Origin of the sequence: Aureimonas endophytica (assembly GCF_014642635.1) — a bacterium.
GTDB lineage: Bacteria > Pseudomonadota > Alphaproteobacteria > Rhizobiales > Rhizobiaceae > Plantimonas > Plantimonas endophytica.
The window spans coordinates 12,461-27,952 of sequence record NZ_BMIQ01000002.1; the positions used below are offsets into that span (position 1 = coordinate 12,461).

At 70.2% G+C, this 15,492-nt stretch carries 14 protein-coding genes; 5 read left to right on the forward strand and 9 right to left on the reverse strand.

Going from position 1 to position 15,492, the window contains the following annotated elements:
• Position 1 precedes the first annotated feature (1 nt).
• A complete protein-coding gene (locus tag IEY14_RS06415) occupies positions 2–1,129 on the reverse strand; it encodes a mannitol dehydrogenase family protein (protein ID WP_188907420.1) in 1,128 nt (375 codons plus the stop codon).
• Between the two features lie 352 nt (positions 1,130–1,481).
• On the opposite strand from IEY14_RS06415, the gene IEY14_RS06420 reads away from it, so the two are divergent.
• Both IEY14_RS06420 and IEY14_RS26110 read left to right on the forward strand, forming a co-directional pair.
• On the forward strand, positions 1,482–2,153 hold the full coding sequence (locus IEY14_RS06420) for an HAD-IA family hydrolase (RefSeq protein ID WP_188907421.1): 672 nt from the start codon (positions 1,482–1,484) through the stop codon (positions 2,151–2,153).
• Between the two features lie 618 nt (positions 2,154–2,771).
• Positions 2,772–2,906, forward strand: coding sequence for a hypothetical protein (locus tag IEY14_RS26110; protein WP_280515025.1), 135 nt, complete (start codon positions 2,772–2,774; stop codon positions 2,904–2,906).
• Positions 2,907–3,033: 127 nt separating this feature from the next.
• Here IEY14_RS26110 and IEY14_RS06425 read toward each other — a convergent pair whose 3' ends face one another.
• From IEY14_RS06425 to IEY14_RS06455, 7 genes are all read right to left on the reverse strand, one after another.
• Positions 3,034–3,696, reverse strand: a complete 663-nt coding sequence (locus IEY14_RS06425) for a class II aldolase/adducin family protein (protein WP_188908068.1) — start codon at positions 3,694–3,696, stop codon at positions 3,034–3,036.
• Between the two features lie 32 nt (positions 3,697–3,728).
• On the reverse strand, positions 3,729–5,117 hold the full coding sequence (locus IEY14_RS06430) for an acetate and sugar kinases/Hsc70/actin family protein (protein ID WP_188907422.1): 1,389 nt from the start codon (positions 5,115–5,117) through the stop codon (positions 3,729–3,731).
• Positions 5,118–5,120: 3 nt separating this feature from the next.
• Complete coding sequence (locus tag IEY14_RS06435; RefSeq protein WP_188907423.1) at positions 5,121–6,182, reverse strand: ABC transporter permease; 1,062 nt, start codon at positions 6,180–6,182, stop codon at positions 5,121–5,123.
• The gene (locus IEY14_RS06440; RefSeq protein WP_188907424.1) at positions 6,175–7,206 is read right to left on the reverse strand and encodes an ABC transporter permease; all 1,032 of its coding nucleotides are present in this window, start codon (positions 7,204–7,206) and stop codon (positions 6,175–6,177) included. The genes IEY14_RS06435 and IEY14_RS06440 overlap by 8 nt, the downstream gene beginning before the upstream one ends.
• The gene (locus IEY14_RS06445; protein ID WP_188907425.1) at positions 7,199–8,692 is read right to left on the reverse strand and encodes a sugar ABC transporter ATP-binding protein; all 1,494 of its coding nucleotides are present in this window, start codon (positions 8,690–8,692) and stop codon (positions 7,199–7,201) included. Before IEY14_RS06445 ends, IEY14_RS06440 begins: the two co-directional genes overlap by 8 nt.
• A gap of 90 nt (positions 8,693–8,782) precedes the next feature.
• On the reverse strand, positions 8,783–9,790 hold the full coding sequence (locus IEY14_RS06450; protein WP_188907426.1) for a substrate-binding domain-containing protein: 1,008 nt from the start codon (positions 9,788–9,790) through the stop codon (positions 8,783–8,785).
• 35 nt (positions 9,791–9,825) lie between these two features.
• A complete protein-coding gene (locus tag IEY14_RS06455; RefSeq protein WP_188907427.1) occupies positions 9,826–10,851 on the reverse strand; it encodes a LacI family DNA-binding transcriptional regulator in 1,026 nt (341 codons plus the stop codon).
• Positions 10,852–11,032: 181 nt separating this feature from the next.
• Between IEY14_RS06455 and IEY14_RS06460 the strand changes: the two genes are divergently transcribed.
• The 3 genes from IEY14_RS06460 to IEY14_RS06470 all read left to right on the forward strand — a co-directional run bounded on the left by IEY14_RS06460 (position 11,033) and on the right by IEY14_RS06470 (position 14,322).
• Positions 11,033–11,932: a sugar phosphate isomerase/epimerase family protein gene (locus tag IEY14_RS06460; RefSeq protein WP_188907428.1), complete on the forward strand. Its 900-nt coding sequence runs from the start codon at positions 11,033–11,035 to the stop codon at positions 11,930–11,932.
• A 333-nt stretch (positions 11,933–12,265) separates the two neighbouring features.
• A complete protein-coding gene (locus IEY14_RS06465; protein ID WP_188907429.1) occupies positions 12,266–13,225 on the forward strand; it encodes an ROK family protein in 960 nt (319 codons plus the stop codon).
• Positions 13,222–14,322: an N-acetylglucosamine-6-phosphate deacetylase gene (locus IEY14_RS06470; RefSeq protein WP_188907430.1), complete on the forward strand. Its 1,101-nt coding sequence runs from the start codon at positions 13,222–13,224 to the stop codon at positions 14,320–14,322. The genes IEY14_RS06465 and IEY14_RS06470 overlap by 4 nt, the downstream gene beginning before the upstream one ends.
• Before the next feature lie 7 nt (positions 14,323–14,329).
• Here the strand turns inward: IEY14_RS06470 and IEY14_RS06475 are convergent, their stop codons facing one another.
• Positions 14,330–15,490, reverse strand: a complete 1,161-nt coding sequence (locus IEY14_RS06475; protein ID WP_188907431.1) for a Gfo/Idh/MocA family protein — start codon at positions 15,488–15,490, stop codon at positions 14,330–14,332.
• Positions 15,491–15,492: the final 2 nt, after the last annotated feature.

Below are 15,492 nucleotides of genomic sequence, written 5' to 3' on the forward strand. Positions count from 1 at the left end.
CTCAAGCCTCCTTCTGCCGGCCCGCGCCGGCCCATGCGGGAAAGACCGCCAGCAGCAGCGGAAAGGCCTCGTCGCCGCTTCCCCTGCGCCGCGCCCAGTCCAGGAGACCGCCGGCGCGGCGCGCGATCTTCGCGTCGTGATTGGTGGCGATGTCCGCCAGCCGGTGATCGAGAAACGGATTGGCGAAGCGTTCGAGGCAGGTGGCCCAATAGGCGCCGGCCTCCTCCGCCTTGTCGCCGAAGGCGGGAACGACCTCGCCGAGCATGATGGCGCCGAGCCAGTCGCGGGTGGCGGGCTCGGCCAGCGCTTCCCGGACGGTGAGATCCGCCCGGCCCTTCGTCCTCAGCCAGCGCTCGGCGAGTAGCGTGTGGCCGAGATTGAGGAGGAAGAGCTTCTTGTTCTGGACATCGCCGAGATCGGCGACGAGGCTGATCTGCGGATGCGACCAGGGCAGGTCGAGGCCGGGCCGGGCGGCGATCGCCCAGAGCGCATAGGGCTCGGCCACCGCGCCGAGCGGCTCCAGCGGTTCGGAGACGATGCGGTCGACCAGACTGTCGGCGAAGAGGCAGTTCGCCGAAAGCCAGTCGGAAAAGGCGGCATCGCCATAGGCCGTCGCGGCGAGCTCGGCGACGAGCGCCTGGAGCCGCGCCCCGTTGTCGGTGACGAGTTCGCAGGGCAGGAGAACCAGCGGGCCGCCGCCGGCCTCGAAACGGGCGCGCAGCAGCAGGGTGAGAAGTTCGGGAAAGCTGCGCCAGCCGTCCCGCGTCACGGCGGCGGGCACCGGAATGTCGAAGCCCTTGTCGCCGGTATTGCTGACGACGTAGCGCGCCTCGAGAAAGGCCGCGACCAGCCGGTCGAATTCGCCGCGCGCCGAGATCCCGGCGGCGATGCCCTCGACCTGCCGCGTCTCGTCGATCACCCGCCCGTCCTGAAGGCCGCGGATGCGGATCGGGATTGGCAGGCCGGCATCGAAGGCCTCGATCCGGGCGCGGCTCGCCGGCGCCCCGGTCGTCTCGACCACCGTGACCGGGCCGATCTCCTGGCCGGCGGCGCGCGCCTCCGACAGAATGAGGTCGGCATGGGCCTGGAGAAAGCGGCTGGTGCCGAATTGCAGGATCGCTCCGGCCATGGTTCAGGCCCTCCCGGCCGAAGTCGAGGCCGGGCGCCCGGACGCGCCGCCGGTCCGGCCGCGTCGGCCGCTTGGAAATTCGCTCATCGGTCCTCCCGCCGATCGCCCTCGCCCCGGCGGGCGCCGCCGCGCCTGCCGCGCGCGTCGCCTCGGATCCCGTGGGAACGGGCCGGGCTCAGGGGCCATGGTTAGCCCGTCTTCGTCAATGGCCTTTCGACGATTTCCGGCGCGGCCCTGCCGCAATCGGCGTGCGGCACCTACAGATTCGCGGCGTTTTCGGCTATCAGCGGTGCCGCCGGGCGGCGAAAGCCGGCGCGGCGCGAGGCGAGACGGGTTCGGAGAGCGATCGAACATGGCCGATGGTTTTCATGCGGGGCGCACCTTCGGCGCCTTTCTGTTCGACATGGACGGCACGATCGTCAACTCGCTGGCGGTGGTGAACCGGGTCTGGTCGGCCTGGGCCCGCAAGCACAATGTCGCCGATGTCGAGGAGTTCATGCGCACCATGCACGGCATCCGCGCCGTGGAGAACATCCGGCGCCTCGGCCTGCCGGGCATCGAGATCGAGCGCGAGGCCGAGGCGATCACCATCGCGGAGATGGAGGATGTCGACGGCATCCTGCCGATCGAGGGCGCGCTCGCCTTTCTCTCCGCCCTGCCGGAGGGGCGCTGGGCGATCGTCACCTCCGCCATTCGCGAACTGGCGCTGAAGCGGCTCGCCGCCGCCGGCCTGCCGGTGCCGCGGGTGCTCGTCACCGCCGAGGACGTGGCGCATGGCAAGCCGGCGCCGGATTGCTTCCTTCTCGCGGCCGAGCGGCTCGGCGTGCCGATCGGCGACTGCCTCGTCTTCGAGGACGCGCCGGCGGGCATCAAGGCGGCGGAAGCGGCGGGCGCGGCCGTCGCCGTGGTCACGGCGACGCACAGCCATGTTCTCGAAACGCCGCATCCGAGCTTCGCCGATTACGGCCGCCTGTCGCTCGTCGCCAACGAGCCGGACGGACTGCGGTTCGGCCGCGCCGCCTGAGGAAGGGCCGAGGGTCGGCGGCCTCGCCGCCCTCGCGCTCCAGCCGGAAGCGTCTGGTCGCCGCCTGATCGTGGCGGCGGATGCGCCGTCTCGTGGATCGTCGGCGAGACCCAGTTCGCCGCATGCCAGCCGCCTTCGCGCTCCGGCGTGGAGGACGTGCCGCCAGGGTCGGACGCGCCGGGCGCCTCGGCCGCGATCGGCGTCGGGAGGGATCGGGAGATGTTCCGGGCCCGTCGCTTCGACGCGCCCGTCCGGCCGGGCCGCGCCATGATGCCGCAGCGTCCATCACCCTTTCGGGTGATGTGCCGCGTTCAAGTATTCAATATCCTTTTCATCAATTTTGCTCCGGGCATTAGGCATCCTGTCGCAAGGGAAGTGTCAATCGGACGAAGTTCAGTTATATGAATCCGTCAGGATGTCCCCGGTGAGGTTCAGGGGCAGCCGGGAGGGCCTCAGCATAGGCGGCGAGGCTCAAGAGGTATTGCTGGGATGGCTAACAGTAACAATCTTTTCAATGAGGCAATATTCGTTGATCCGCGCAACGGCGATCGGCGATTGCCGAGTACGATTGCGAGTATCATGCGGAGGCAACGAAGCGGACGGACGCCACGGAGTGCCGTGGCGATCCTGCTCCTCCCGGTCGCGGCAGTGCTGCGCGGGCTGGGCATCGCGGCGATGAGGATCGCCATTTTCCTGAATTCGGCGGCCGGTCGCGGCGCCTCCCGTCGCGAGGATCACGCCGGGAAGGACTGACGCGGCGACGCGGCCGAGAAGCGCCGGCCGCCGGTCCCGACAGGACCGGTACGGCGCCTCGACGGGCGCGGGCGAGGACGGGCGCGGGACGCCCCGCGCCGGCCCGTCGTGGCCGGGGCGCCTGCCGTCAGGCGGCCGGCTTCGGCCGCGCCGTGTCGTTCACCCCTTCGAGATCGGGCGCCTGGCCATAGCTCATGTTCTTCATCTGCTGGAGAACGCGGGCCATTTCCTCGTCCGAGAGGATCGGCGGCTCGCCGAGCGTCAGCGCCTGGACATAGAGGCGCGACAGGGTCTCGACCTCGATGGCGAGGGCGAGGGCGGCGGCCGGCGTCTTGCCGAGCGAGATCTGGCCATGCTGGCCGAGAAGGCAGGCGAGCCGGTCCTCCAGCGCCTCGATCGCGGCGTCCGACAGGCCTTGCGTGCCGAAGGTCGCATAGCGGGCGCAGCGGATGGTCGTGCCACCGGCGATGCCCGTCATGTAGTGGAAGCTCGGAATCGGCTTGTGATGGCAGGCGAGCGTCGTCGCATAGACCGAATGGCAATGCAGCACGACATTGATGTCCGGCCGCGCCTGCTGGATGTCGCGATGGAAGCGCCATTCGGACGAGGGACGGTGGCGGCCCTCGTAGGTGCCGTCGAAGGCCATCTGCACGAGATCTTCCGGCTCCATCCGGTCGTAGGGCAGCGAGGTCGGCGTGATCAGGAAGCCGCGCGGATTGCGCACCGAGAGATTGCCGGCCGTGCCCTGGTTGATGCCGCTGTCGTTCATGCGGCGGCAGGTCGCCACCATCTCGCGGCGCAGGGCCATGTCGTCATAGGCGGTCACGAAACAGTCTCCATTCGTCGGGACAGGTCGCGCCATTGCGACCGGTAGGAAGAGAGGTCCGGCAATCCGGCCCGGGCCGGTTCCTCGGCATCGAACGGGGCGGGGCCGCGCCGCGTCTCGTGGCCGGCGAGCAGCGCCGCGCCGGTCGCGGTGCCGTAGGGATCGTGGTTCACGAGCACGCGGGTGCCCGGCAGGAGCGCCGCCACGAGGCGGCCGAACATCGGCTCCTTCACGAAGCCGCCGTCGAGCGCCACCGTCGCGGCGGGCGGCAGGTCGGCGAGGCATTCGGCGGCGAGGAGCGCCGCATAGAGCACGCCGAGGGTGAAGCGCGCCTGCGGATCGTCGGCGAGGGGGCCGACGAACCGTCCCTCCCGCGCCGTGCCGGGGAACAGGCCGTCGTCCGGGCCGAAGGAGGGCAGGGCGAAGGTCCGGCCGGCGACGAGCCGATGCACCGTCTCCTCGTCGGCGGGGCCGGCCTCGCCGCGGGCGACGAGCGAGAATTCGCGCCCGCCCATCGTCAGCATGCCGGGCATCGGGCGGCCGAGGACATCGGCATTGCAGGCCCGGCCCGGCTTCTCGACATCGAAGTCGATGCCGGCGCGGTCGGTGAGGCAGACGATCCAGGTGCCGGTGGAGACGACGGTGAGATCGGCGAGGCCTGCCGCCTGATAGCGGTAGAAATTGGCCGAGGAATCGTGGATGCCGCAGAGGATGCGGGTCTGCGGCTTCAGGCCCGTGCGCCGGACGAATTCCGGCTTCAGCGGCCCCAGCGTCTCGAAGGCGCTGCGCATCGGCGGCATCAGCCGCGCCCAGCCGCGCCGGTCGACGAGCCGCGCCGGCCGGGCCTCGGCCGAGGCCCAGAGATGCGACTGGGCGGCAAGGCTCGTCACCTCGCCGGCCGCGATGCCGGAGAGGCGGAAGGCCCAATATTGCGGCGTCGCCAGGAAGGCGCGGGCCTCTGCGAATTCCGCCGGCCAATGGCGCTCCAGCCAGAGCATCTGCCGGGCGAGATGGGCCGTGCCGAGCATGACCGCGCTGCCGCGCTCGCGATAGGAGCCGACGATCCCGGCATAGTCGGCGTCGATCTCCGGCGGCGGCGCCTGCTCATAGTCGATCATCGGCATCGCCGCCCCGTCCGCCCCGACGAGAACGCCGCCGGAGCCGTGGGCGCAGGCGACCACCGCCTCGATCTCGTGCCGCGTGCCGAGATCGGCGAGCCCGTCGAGCAGCCAGTCCTCGAGGCCGGCGAGATCGTGATGGCGGTAGGGCGGCCCCTCGCGCACCTGGTTCGGGGCCGAGCCGTGTTCGAGGAGAACGCCGTCCGGCGAGGCGGCGAAGAGCTTCACATTGGTCTTGCCGATGTCGAAGACCGCGATCGCGCCCATGGCTCAGCGCCCCCCGCGCCGGAACAGGCCGGCGAGATGCGGGCGCAGCGTCTGCGCCATCACGACGAGGATCAGCGTCGCGCCCCAGATCGCGACGGTGAGATAGTTCGACAGGCCGAACTGGTTGAAGCCGGAGGAGATGACCTGGAGGATCGCCAGCGCCAGCATCAGGCCGGACACCGTGCCGAAGCCGCCGAAGGGGTCGACGCCGCCGAGCACCGCCGCGAGGATGGTGACGAGGAGATAGGACTGCGCATAGTCGGCCGAGGCCGAGTTGAAGGTGACGAGCATCACCAGCGCCGCGACGAAGCAGGTGAGGCTCGACATCGTGTAGACGCCGACGAGGACGCGCTTCACGTCGATCGCCGAATAGCGCGTCGCCTCGATGTTCGAGCCGATCATGGCGCAGGACAGGCCGAAGGCGGTGCGCTTCAGGATCACGCCGACGGCGAGGGCCGCGACGACGAGGACGAGGAAGATCATCGGCACGCCGAGAAGCGTCGCGTTGCCGACGCGGCCGAAGGCCTCCGGCACGCCGCTGAGCGCCATGCCGCGCGTCAGATAGATGCTGATCCCGTCGATGAGCGACTTGGTGCCGAGGGTGACGAGGATCGGGTGGACGCCGGTATAGGCGACGAGGGCGCCGGTGAGGAGGCCGATCGCGAGGCAGAGGAGAAGGCCGGCGGCGAGCGCCAGGAGGACGACGGCGAGGACGGTGCCGCCGCCCGCGCCCTCCGGCAGGGCGTTCTGCATGATCCAGACCATCAGCAGCGCGCATTGGTTCGTCGTCGCGATGATCGCGAGATTGAGGCCGCCGGTGATCAGCGGCACGACCATGGCCAGCGACAGGAGGCCGAGCAGCGGCAGCTGGTACATGAAGGATTGCAGCGTGCCGAGGCTGGCGAAGCCCGGCACGAAGAGCGCGAAGGCGAGGAGGAGGGCGAGGAGCAGCCCGCCGAGCCCCGCCTGGCCGCCGGGCAGGCCCGGCCGCAGCCGGGCCATCAGATCGGCGAGACCGCCGGATTGCGGGACGGCGCCCGTCGCGCCGCGCGGCTGGTCACGCATGGGCCGGCGCCTCCGCGAGAATGCGATGCCGGCGCCCGCGCCGCGACGACAGGACGGTGATGGAGGTGGAGACGAGGATCGTCAGGCCGATGACGATCTGGAAGAAATAGGACGAGACGCCGAGAAGGTTCAGCCCGTTCTGGAGGATGGCGAGCAGCACGATGCCGAGGAGGACGCCCGGCACGGTGCCGATGCCGCCGGACAGGCTGGCGCCGCCGAGAACGGCGGCCGAGAGCACGGCGAGCTCGGTATTGACCATGGCGTTCGGCACGCTTTCGCCGACGCGATGCGCCTGGACGAGACCGCCCGCCGCCGCCATGAAGCCGAGAAAGCCGTAGGCGACGAAATGCAGCCTGCCGATCGAGATGCCGACGCGCCGCGCCGCCTCCGGATTGCCGCCCATGGCATAGAGCTGGCGGCCGACGGAGGAGCGCGTCATCATCGCCCAGGTGAAGAGCGTGGCGAGAAGCATCGCGACGATCGGCAGCGTCAGGCGCACGAGGTCGCCGGAGGCGGTCTCGACCTCGTAGAAGGTGACGCGGGTGATCCACCAGTCCGGCAGGTCGTAGATCGACTTGCCGCCGGAGAAATACATCAGCAGCGAGAAGCTGACGCTCATCATGGCGATGGTCGCGATGATCGAGGTGATGCGGACGTAGTGGATCAGCGCGGCGTTGACGCAGCCGAGCGCCGTGCCGATCAGCAGGCCGGCGAGGATGACCAGCGGCGCCGGCAGGCCCGCCTGCACCGCGAGGAGCGCCGCGCAATATTGCGCGACGGAGGCGGTGGCGGCGAAGGAGATGTCGATGCCGCCGGAAACGAGCACGACGAAGAGGCCCATCGCCATGATCGCCTGGACCGAATAGGTCTCCAGGAGGTCGATGACATTGGCGAGCGTCAGGAAGCCCGGCGCCAGCGCGCCGAACAGCGCGCCGACGAGAAGGATGACGGCGAAGAGCCAGGCTTCCGGCCGGCGGCGCAGCCGCGCCAGCCGGGGGGCATGCCCGGTGCGGGCGTCAGGCATAGATCCGCTCCTCCATCGCATGTTCCGAGATTTGGCCGGGCACGGCCTCGCCGACGATGCGCCCTTCACGCATGTGGAGGACGCGGTCGCAGGTGGCGAAGACCTCCATCACCTCGTCGGAGATGAGGATGACGCCGACGCCCTGCGCCGCGAGCGCCGCGACCGTCTCGTAGATCCCCTGCTTGTTCTTGATGTCGACGCCGACGGTCGGCGAATCGAGAATGAGGACGCTCGGCCGCGCCGCCAGCCACTTGGCCAGCACGACGCGCTGCTGGTTGCCGCCGGACAGCGTCTGGACCGGCCGGTCGAGGCCCGGCACCTTGATCGACAGGCGCTCCACCCATTCGGCGGCGAGCGCGCGCCGGCGCTTCGGCGACAGGAGGCCGAGGCGCGAGGCGAGGTCCTTCATCACGGCGAGGACGATATTGTCCTCGATCGCCTGCGGCAGGATCACGCCGAGGCCGAGCCGGTCCTCCGAGACATAGGCGATGCCGGCCTTCACCGCGTCGCGGTTGGAGCGGAGGCGCAGCTCCTTTCCCTCCAGCCGGATCGCGCCGCCCTCCGAGCGGTTCATGCCGAAGAGGGTGAGGGCGAGCTCGGTACGGCCCGAGCCGAGAAGGCCGACGATGCCGAGCACCTCGCCGCGCCGCAGCGTGAAGGAAATGTCGGCGAACTCGCCGTCGCGCGACAGGCGGTCGACGACGAGCAGCGGCTCGGCCGCGCCCATGTCGCGGGCGACGACCTTCTGCTCGATGTCGAGGCCGGTCATCAGATGGGCGATGCGGCGCTGGTCGACCTCGGCGACGGGCCAGGTGCCGACCTTCCGCCCGTCGCGGAAGACGGTGACGCGCTCGGCGATCTCCACCACCTCGTCGAGCCGATGCGAGACGAAGACGACCGCGATGCCGTCGGCCTTCAGCCGGGCGACGATCGCGAGGAGGCGGTCCACCTCGGCGCGGGTGAGGGAGGCGGTCGGCTCGTCCATGAAGATGAGGCGCGCGCGGCCGGCGAGCCCCCGCGCGATGGCGACGATCTGCCGTTCGGCGACCGACAGGTCGCCGACCGTCGCGGCGAGGTCGAGATCGAAGTCGAGCCGGGCGAGGACCTCGCGCGCGATGCGGCGCATCGGGCCGATCCGCACCGGCTTCACGAGCGCGTCGAGATGGCTCTCGATCGCGATGTTCTCGGCGACGGAGAGATTGGGGAAGAGCGACAGGTCCTGGAAGATGACCTGGATGCCGAGCGCCTTGGCCTTCGCCGGGTCGAGCGGCAGGACGGACTGGCCGTCGATCTCGACCGATCCCTCCGTCGGCGGATGGACGCCCGCGACGGTCTTGATGAGGGTCGACTTGCCGCAGCCGTTCTCGCCGACGAGGCAATGGACCTCGCCCGGCATGACGTCCCAGTCGATTCCCTCGAGCGCCCGGACCCCGCCGAAATGCTTCGACAGGCCGGTCAGGCGCAGAAACGGCACCCCGTTCGGCATGGGTGGATGCTCCGAAAGGCCAAGCGATGCGGGAAGGGCCGGCGGCGCCACCGTAGCGACGCCGCCGGCCGGGGCTCCTCTAGGGAGGGGTCAGAGCCCGAGCTCGGCGAGCCGCCCGACATTCTCCTTGTCGAGCGATTCCAGCTTCTGCGCCTGGATCAGCTTCTTGTCGGGGAAGACCTGCACCTTGCCGACGCCGACGAGCTCCATGCCGTCGGTCGGCTCCTTGCCGCTGGCGAGAAGGGCGGCGAGCTGGGCGAAGACCTCGCCCGCCGTCATCGGATTCCAGATATAGCCGCCCCGGATCACGCCCGACTTCACGTAGCGCTGGCCCTGGCCGGGCGAGAAGCCGCCGACGAGGGCGATGGACTTCGCCTTGCCGCGATCGTCGAGCACGCGCGCCGCGCCGATCGGGCCCTGGCTGCCGAAGGTGAGGATGCCCTTGAGGCTCGGATTGGCGCGCAGCTGGTCCTGCGTCGTCTTGATGCTCTCGTCGAGGCTTTCGGCGACGCCGAACCGGTCGCCGAGCATCTTCATCTTCGGGTATTTCTCCTTCTGATAGGCGATGGCGGCGTCGGCCCAGGCATTGTGGAGCGGCACGGTCAGCGAGCCGACATAGACGATATAGTCGCCGGCCTCGCCCATCTCCTTGGCGAGAAGGTCCATATGCGCCTTGCCATAGGCCTCGATCGTCGTCAGCTCGAAGTCCCAGTCCTTCTCCTTCTGGTCCGGGCCCTCGTGGGCGATGACCTTGATGCCGGCGGCGCGGGCGCGGCCGAGCACCGGCTCCAGCGCGGCGGAATCGTTCGGCACGATGCCGATCACCTGCACCTTGCGGGCGATGAGATCCTCGATGGCGCGCACCTGCTGGGCGGCGTCGGCCTGGGTCGGGCCGACCATCCAGGCATCGACCTTGTAGTCCTTCGCGCCCTTCTTGATGCCGACCTCCATGGCGTTGAACCAGGGAATGCCGCCGATCTTGACGACGATGCCGGCCTGCGGCTCGGCCGCGGCGGCGAGACCCGGGATGCCGCCGAGCGCGGCGGCGGCGACGCCGGTGCCGAGCATGGCGAGCGTCGTCCTGCGTGTGATGTTCATGCCTTCCTCCCCTTGTGTTCGTTGTCGTCCTGCCCTCAGGCGGCCTCGCTCCTCCGCGAGGCCTCGCGCGGCCCTGTCGAGCCGCGCATCTCGACGGCGCAGGTCAGGCGCCGCGTGATGGATGCGCCGTGGTCGCCCGCCATGCGCTTCGACAGAAGCGTCCAGGCCTCCTCCGCCATGGCCTCGACCGGCTGGCGCACCGCCGTCAGCGGCGGCGCGACGAGGCGCATCCATTCCATCTCGTCGAAGCTCGCATAGGCGATGTCCTGCGGTATCCTCAGCCCGAGTTCGCCGACGAGCCGGTAGAGCGCCAGCGACGTCGTATGGTCGAGGGCGAAGAGCGCGTCGGGACGCGCGGCGCCGACGAGCCGTTCGGCGAGCGGCGCCAGATGGTCCGGCGCGTCGAAGCCGACCTCCAGCATCTCGAAGGCGCAGGAACCGCCGGCCGCGAGAACGCCCTCCCAGCGCTCGCGCACATTGCTGATCGACAGGCTGGTGCCGACGACGAGGCCGGTCCTCGCCCCCGTCTCGCCGAGATGGCGGGCGATCTTGCCCGCCGCCGGCCCGTTGTCGACGGCGACGAGATCGAAGCCGGCGATGTCGGGAATGCGGTCGGCCACCACGGTCGGGATCGCGTGGCCTTCCGGCAGGCGCTCGGCCAGCGCGCCGTCGCACGGGATGACGATGAGGCCCGCCGGACGCCAGGACCGGATGTTCGACAGGCGGTCGGCCTCCTCCGCCGGATCGTTGCGGGCCGAGACGACGACGATGTCGAAGCCGCCCTGGCGCGCGGCATGTTCCAGCGTCGAGACGAAGCTCGCGAACATGGAATTGGCGAGGTCGGGCACCACGACGCCGACCAGCGCCGCCTTGCCGGAGCGCAGGCGCGAGGCGCCGATATCCACCACATAGCCGAGCTCGCGCACGGCCCGCGTCACCCGCTCGGCGAAGTCGGGCGACACGCTCGTCTTGCCGTTGAGGACGTTGGACACGGTCGCGACGGACACCCCGGCGCGCTCGGCCACCATGCGGATCGAAGGGGTCTGCGGCTTCGCGACCATCGTCCCTCCCAAGACGACGAGTGCCAGCGGCATTCTCGTGAAACGTTTTATTGGACGCTAGACATCGGTGCCGACTTTGTCAATCATGCGCGCGCTAGTGCTCTACTGACTCGGATCGGGAGCGGTGCAGCATTCCTTCGCGCATGCGAAGACCTCAACTTGCCGCCTATGGGAGGATTTCATGAACAAGCTCGGCGTTCACGCGCTGGTCTGGGAAGCGGGCTGGAGCCACGAGGAATGCGCTCGTGCCATCGCGAAGACCGCGGAAGTCGGCTACGACTTCATCGAGGCGCCGGCCCTCGATCCCAGCCTCATCGATGTCGACTTCACGCGCCGCGAACTGGAGAAGGCCGGCATCGGCATCAACTTCTCGCTCGGCCTCGACTTCGATTCCGACATTTCCTCGGGCGACCAGGAGAAGCGGGCGCGCGGCAAGCAGAAGCTCGAGGACGCCATCCGCGTCTGCCGCGACTGCGGCGGCCAGAATATCGGCGGCATCCTTTATTCGGCCTTCGGCAAGTACTTCACCCAGCCGACGGCGGAGGGCATCCGCCAGTCGGCCGAGACCCTGGCGCAGGTGGCCGAGATCGCCGCCAAGAGCGACATCACCCTCGTCCTCGAAGTGGTGAACCGCTACGAGACCAATATCTGCAACACGGCCGCGCAGGGCGTGGAAATGGCCAAGCTCGTCGGCGCGCCGAACGTGAAGGTCCATCTCGACGTCTATCACATGAACATCGAGGAGTCGGACATCGCCCAGGCGATTGTCGATACGGGCGACTATATCGGCTATTTCCACACCGGCGATTCGCATCGCGGCTATATGGGTTCGGGCTCGATCGACCTGACGAGCGTCTTCCGCGCCCTGGTGCGCGCCAAGTATCAGGGTCCGATCACCTTCGAGAGCTTCTCCTCGCGCGTCGTCGGCCAGCCGCTGGAAGGCATTCTCGGCATCTGGCGCAATCTCTGGGACGACGGCCACGACCTCGCCAGCCACGCGCTGATGTATACGAAAGCCATGCTGAAATCGGCTCAGGAGGCCGAGCGCCAGGCGAGCGAGCGCAGCCGCCTGCCGATCTGAGGCGAGCCGCGTCTTCGACTTCCGCGTCCGGCCCCGGTCCTCGAGGGGCGGACGCGAACGGTCCGGGGCCGGCTTGCCTCGCCGGCCCGGTTCGTCGCAAGGTCCGGCCCGCGCCCTGCCGGATTCGTCCGCTCGCGCGGGCGGCCGTCCTGGCCAAGCCGGAACGGGCCGGCGGCGGGGCTCCGCCGTGCCGAGCGGGAGTTCCGGTGCCGGGCCCCACGGAACATGCCGAACCATGACGTCCTTCCCGTCCGATCGCGGACCGCGCCCTTCCGAGTTTCCAGCCCTCCGGCCCGCCGCCGCCCCGCGCCGGCCCTTCGCGTCCGGCGCTCGATGACGAGCGGCGCGATCGACCTCGGCGGCACCAAGATCGAGGCCCGGCTCTTCGACGGCGCGATGACGACCGTCGAGATGCGGCGCGTGCCGACGCCCGTCGAGGAGTTCGACAGCTTCATGACGGCGCTGGCCGGGCAGGTCGGCTGGCTGATCGAGCGCGCCGACGCGCCGCATCTGCCGATCGGCATCGGGTTGCCCGGCCTGATCGACCCCGACACCGGCCTGTCCTTCGCCTCCAACGTGCCGATCTCGGGCCGCAATGTCCGCGCCGCCCTGGCCGAGCGGCTCGGGCGCGACTTCGTGCTCGGCAATGACTGCATGTCCTTCGCCTATTCCGAGGCCCATGGCGGGGCGGCGGACGGCGAGGCCGGCGTCGTCGGCCTCATCCTCGGCACCGGGCTCGGCGCCGGCTTCTGCCTCGACGGGCGCGTGCCGCGCCGCCGCAACGGCCTGGCGGTCGAGATCGGCCATGTCGGCATGCCGGCCCGGGCACTGTCGCGCTTCGGCCTGCCGGAATGGCGCTGCGGCTGCGGCAAGAGCGGCTGCATGGAGCGCTATGTCTCGGGCAGCGGCCTCGCGGCGCTCGCCGCGCATCGGCTGGGCCGTCCGGCGACGGCACTCGAGATCGTCGAGCGCGCCGGTGCCGGCGAGGCGGCGGCCGAAGCGGTGCTGACCCTCTGGGCGGAGCTCACGGCCGAATGCCTGCTGACGCTCCAGCTCGTGCTCGATCCCGATTGCATCGTGCTCGGCGGCGGCCTGTCGAAGATGCCGGACATTCTCGCCCGCCTGGAGCCTCCGCTCGCCGGACTCGTCCTCGGCCGGACGCGCCCGCCCGCGCTGCGGCTCGCCCGCCATGGCGACAGTTCCGGCGCGCGCGGCATGGCGCTCCTCGCCCGCGAGGCGCAGGGCGGGTTCTCGAACTTTGCCGGCTTATCTGAAGGGGGATCTCTCGCTTGACCCGTCTCGTCGCGCCCGACCATCTCTGGCTGGACGGCCAGTTGCAGGGCGGCCTCGCCGCCGAATTCGCCGATGGCGCGCTGTCCCGCATCCGGCCGCTCGCCGCCGGCGAGACGCCCGATCTTGCGCCGCATGTCCTGATGCCGGCCGCGACCGACATCCAGGTGAACGGGGCGGGCGGCGTGATGCTGAACAGCCGGCCGACGCCGGAGGGCATCGCCCATATCGTCGCGACCCTGCGCCGGCTCGGCACCGGCTGGGTGATGCCGACGCTGATCACCACGACGGCGGAGGTGATGGCCGAGGTGGCGGAGGCCGCCGTCGCGGCCTATGGCCTGCCGGGCTTTCTCGGCATCCATCTCGAGGGGCCGCATCTCAATCCCGCCCGCAAGGGCACGCATGACGCCCGCCTCATCCGCCCCTTCGAGCCGGAAACGCTGGCGGCGGTGAAACGCATGCGCGAGCGCGGCATCCCGGTGATGGTGACGCTCGCCCCCGAAAAGGTGCCGGCGGAGGCGATCCGGGCGCTGGTCGCGCTCGGCGCCGCCGTGTCGATCGGCCACACGGCCTCGACGGCCGAGGAGGCGAAGGCCGGGCTCGAGGCCGGCGCCGGGCTCTTCACCCATCTCTTCAACGCCATGCCGCCGATGCTGTCGCGCGAGCCCGGCACGCCCGCCGCCGCGATCAACAGCGAGGCCTATGTCGGCATCATCGCCGACGGCCATCACGTCGCCTGGGAGATGATCGCGCTCGCCTGCCGCGCCCGGCCCCGGCCGGACCGCATGGTGCTCGTCTCCGACGCGATGTCGACCATCGGCGGGCCGGACCATTTCGAGCTCTATGGCGAGCGGATCGAGGTGCGGGACGGCCGACTGGTGAATGCCAACGGCTCGCTGGCGGGCGCCCATATCGACATGCTGACGAGCCTTCGCAATCTCGTCGTCCATGCCGGCCTGTCCCTGGCGGAGGCGGTGGCGATGGCGACCGACAATCCCTGGCACGCGCTTGGGCTTCCCCCGGCGCGCCTCGCCGCCGGGGCGGCGCTGGAGGAGGTCGTTGCCCTCGACGCCGACCTCCGGCCGATCCCCCTCGCCTGAAGCGGGGTCAGGCGCTGCGGCGCGCCTCGCTCCCGTCGCCCGCGAGGAGGCTGTCCGCCTCGGCGGGCGACAGGGCGGCCGGCACCGCGCAGCGCGAGCCGATGGCGATCGCCCGTTCCTCCTCCGCCGATCTGAGGATGGCGAGCATGACGTCGAGCGTGTGGAAGGCCCAGTCGCCATTGGCGCGATGCGGCCGGCCCGCCTCGATCGCCGCCGCCATCTCGGCGAGGCCGAGGCCGCGATAATTGGCGTAGATCGGCGCGGCGAAGGGATAGTTCGGCCGCGAATAGAGGCTGTCGCCCGTCGCCACCGTTTCCCAACTCTCGCGATTGGTGGCGATCTCCGTCCGCCCGTCCATGAAGTTCGGGTCGGGCACGCGGAGCGAGGCGTTCACGCCATGCAGCTCGATCGGCCGATGCGCGTGGTTCCAGACGTCCCAGGAGGCGAGCAGCGTCACCTGCGCGCCGGAGGCGAAGGTCAGGATCGAATGGATGGTGGTCTGCACCTCCGGCACGATGCGCTGGCCGAGATTGGGTCCCTCGGCACTGACGATCCGCTCCGGCAGGCCGACCCGCCCGGCCGAGACGACCTTGGCGACCGGGCCGAGCAGCATGACGAGCGCGCCGATATAATAGGGGCCCATGTCGAGGACCGGGCCGCCGCCGGGGCGGAAGTAGAAGCCGGGCGCCGGATGCCAGTTCTCCATGCCGCGCGACATGATGGAGGCAACGCCCGACATGATCTCGCCGACCGTGCCGTCCTCGATGAGGCGGCGGCAGGTCTGCGTGCCGGGGCCGAGCACCGTGTCGGGCGCCGAGCCGACGCGCAAGCCTCGGCGCGCCGCGAGATCGACGATCGCCCGCCCGTCGGCGAGCGAGGTCGCGAGCGGCTTCTCGCCATAGACATGCTTGCCGGCGTCGAGCGCCTTCAGCGCCACCTCGGCATGCGCGTCGGGATTGGTGAGGTTGAGGACGATGTCCACCTCGTCGCTGCGATAGAGTTCGTCGAGGGTGAGGGCGCGCAACCCGTATTCCTCGGCCCGCGCCCGCGCCGCCTCGGGGCGCATGTCGGCGCAGGCCGTGAAGCGGATGTCGCGGAAGAGCGGCGCGTTGTGAAGATAGATTCCCGAGATGACGCCGCAGCCGACGAGGCCGATCCGCTGAACCATGG